This window comes from Streptomyces pseudogriseolus (assembly GCA_002154585.1).
Taxonomy (GTDB): Bacteria; Actinomycetota; Actinomycetes; order Streptomycetales; family Streptomycetaceae; genus Streptomyces; species Streptomyces pseudogriseolus.
Window position 1 is genome coordinate 1 of the sequence record MUNG01000396.1, and the last position, 2,667, is coordinate 2,667.

Annotated in this window: 1 protein-coding gene; it reads right to left on the reverse strand. The window is 75.3% G+C overall.

The window, feature by feature from the left end:
- Positions 1–2,667: type I polyketide synthase (locus CCN29_RS28860; protein ID WP_143661397.1), on the reverse strand; the 2,667-nt coding region annotated here is incomplete at both ends.

Genomic DNA, 2,667 nt, shown 5'->3' on the forward strand with positions numbered 1-2,667 from the left:
GTTGGACTTCACCGAGCCCAGATACAGCGGCTGCTCGGCGGGACGGCCCTGACCGTAGGTGGCCAGCAAAGCCTGCGCCTCGATCGGGTCACCCAGCCGCGTCCCCGTCCCGTGCGCCTCCACCGCGTCCACGTCGGCCGCGGTGAGCCCCGCGTCCGCCAGCGCGGCACGGATCACCCGCTGCTGCGACGGACCGTTCGGCGCACTCAAACCGTTCGACGCACCGTCCTGGTTGACCGCACTGCCCTTCACCACCGCGAGCACCGGATGCCCGTTCGCCCGCGCGTCCGACAGCCGCTCCACCAGCAGCAGACCGCCGCCCTCGGAGAACCCGGTACCGTCCGCCGCGTCCGCGAACGCCTTGCAGCGCCCGTCCGCAGCCAGCCCCTGCTGACGGCTGAAGTCCACGAACAGACCGGGCGTCGACATCACGGTGACACCGCCGGCGAGGGCCAGGTCGCACTCCCCCGCCTGCAGCGACCGCACGGCCAGGTGCAGGGCGACCAGGGAGGACGAGCAGGCGGTGTCGACGGTGACGGCCGGGCCCTCGAGACCGAAGGTGTAGGACAGCCGGCCCGACATGACGGCGGCGGAGGTGCCGTTGCTCAGGTGGGCCCCGACCTCGTCGCCCGGTGCGATGGGACGGGAGGTGTAGTCCTGGTAGTTGGTGCCGGCGAAGACGCCGGTGCGGCTGCCGCGCAGGCTGCGCGGATCGATCCCGGCCCGCTCGAAGGTCTCCCACGCCATCTCCAGCAGCAGCCGCTGCTGCGGGTCCATCGCGAGGGCCTCACGCGGCGAGATGGCGAACACGCTCGGGTCGAAGTCGGCGAAGCCGGCGAGGAAGCCGCCGGTGAGGGTGGAGGTGTGGCCGGCCCGTCCGGGTTCGGGGTCGTGGAGCGTCTCCAGGTCCCAGTCCCGGTCATCGGGGAAGGGGCCCATCACGTCGGCGCCGTCGGCGAGGAGCCGCCAGAACCCCTCGGGGGTGTCGGCGTCGCCGGGGAAGCGGCAGGCCATGCCGACGATCACGACGGGGTCCTCCGCGGTGTCCGCGCGGGACACCGTGGTGGCCGCGGGGGCGGAGGCGGACGGGCGCTGCCTCGGGGCGAGTTGTTCGTCGAGGTGCTCGGCGAGCGCGGCCGGGGTCGGGTAGTCGTAGACGAGGGTGGCGGGCAGCCGCATGCCGGTCGCCTCGCCGAGGGCGTTGCGCAGTTCGACGGAGGTGAGCGAGTCGAAGCCGAGTTCGCGGAAGGCGCGGGCCGGTTCGACGTCGTCGGGGCTCGGGTGGTTGAGGACGTAGGCGATGTGGGCGCGGACGAGGTGCAGCAGCGCGTGCCTGCGGTCGGCGTCGGAGAGGGCGGCCAGCTGGGCGAGGAGTCCTTCGCCGGTCTCCCCCGGCTCGGCGCCGTCGCCGGCGCCGCCGGGCGCGGGCCGGTTGGCGCGCAGCCGCTCGAGGTCGGGCACGGCGGCGTACAGGCGGCGGGGGCGGCCCTTGTCGAGTTCGGCGCCGAAGACCTCCCAGTCGATGTCGCTGACCACGAGCGCCGTGTCGTCGTGGTCCAGGGCGTCCTGGAGGGCGGTGACGGCGACGGCGGGGTCCATCAGGCGTACGCCGTGCCGCTCGAGGCGTTCGCCGACGTTGCCGGAAGCCATGCCGCCGTCGGCCCAGCCGCTCCAGGCCACGGCGGTGGCGGGCAGTCCGCGGGCGCGCCGGTCCTCGGCGAGGGCGTCGAGGAAGGCGTTGCCGGGGGCGTAGTTGCCGTGTCCCGGGCTGCCGAAGACGCCGGACGAGGAGGAGAACAGGACGAACGCGGACAGGTCGAGGCCGGCGGTGGCGGCGTCGAGGTTGAGGGCGCCGCCCACCTTGACCCGCAGGACGTGGGCGAGCCGGTCCGGGGTGAGGGAGCCGATGACGCCGTCGTCGAGGACGGCCGCGGTGTGGAAGACGGCGGTCAGGGGCCGGTCGGCGGGGATGCCGGCCAGGAGCGAGTCGAGGGCGTCCCGGTCGGCGATGTCGCAGGCGGCCAGTTCGGCGTGGGCGCCGAGGGAGGCGAGCTCCTCCCGCAGGGCGGCGGCGCCTTCCGCGTCGGGTCCGGAGCGGCTGACCAGCAGCAGGTGGGCGGCGCCGGAGCGGGCGAGCCAGCGGGCGACGTGCCGGCCGAGGGCGCCGGTGCCGCCGGTGACGAGGACGGTGCCGTCCGGCTTCCAGGTGCGGCGGCCGGGCAGTCCGCCGGTGGCTGCGCGTTCCAGGCGGCGGCCGAGGACGCCGGTGGGGCGGACAGCGATCTGGTCCTCGTGGTCGGCGCCGGCGAGAACCGCGATCAGGCGGTCGGCCGCGCGGTCGTCGAGGTCGGCGGGCAGGTCGGCGAGCCCGCCCCAGCAGTCGGCCTGTTCCAGCGCGACGACCCGGCCGAAGCCCCAGACCAGGGCCTGCGACGGGCGGTCGGGGGCTGTTCCGGGCGCGGTGGCGACGGCGCCGCGGGTCAGGAACCACACCGGCAGCCGGGTGTCGAGGTGGTCCATGGCCTGGACGAGGGCGACGGTGGCCGCGAACCCGTTCGGCAGCAGCGGGTGGCCGGGGTGCGGGGTGTCGTCGAGGGCGAGGAGGGACAGGACGGCCTGTGCTCCGTCGGCCGCGCCGGACAGGGCGGCGGTCAGGGCGTCCCGGTC